Origin of the sequence: Tritonibacter sp. SIMBA_163, from assembly GCF_046535935.1 — a bacterium.
GTDB lineage: Bacteria > Pseudomonadota > Alphaproteobacteria > Rhodobacterales > Rhodobacteraceae > Epibacterium > Epibacterium scottomollicae.
This window is the reverse complement of sequence record NZ_JAWJBP010000989.1, coordinates 1-249: the sequence shown is the minus strand read 5'-3', so window position 1 is coordinate 249 and position 249 is coordinate 1. Positions and strand designations below refer to the sequence as shown.

1 protein-coding gene is annotated in these 249 nt (G+C 34.1%); it reads left to right on the top strand.

Annotated features, from left to right (window positions below; genetic code table 11):
* Positions 1 to 217: thermonuclease family protein (locus R0J92_RS25300; RefSeq protein WP_411053715.1), on the top strand; the 217-nt coding region annotated here is incomplete at its 5' end.
* Positions 218 to 249: the final 32 nt, after the last annotated feature.

The following is a 249-nucleotide window of genomic DNA, read 5'->3' as shown; positions in this document are numbered from 1 at the left end:
TGTAGATGGAAAGTGTATACAGACTGAATTATTAAGAGAGGGCTTAGCGATAATTAGATATGTAAAAGAGTCAAACACCTCGTTATATGATGAGTTTAAACAGGCAGAGAGTGAGGCGCGTAGTCAGAGAAAAGGGGTATGGGCAATCACTGATTATGTGGTCCAAAGAGAAAGAGAATCATTTTATAATTTTGATAAAGCTAAAAAGGGTTTATAAAGTGGCGTGTTTTAAAATTGTTTAAGTTATTA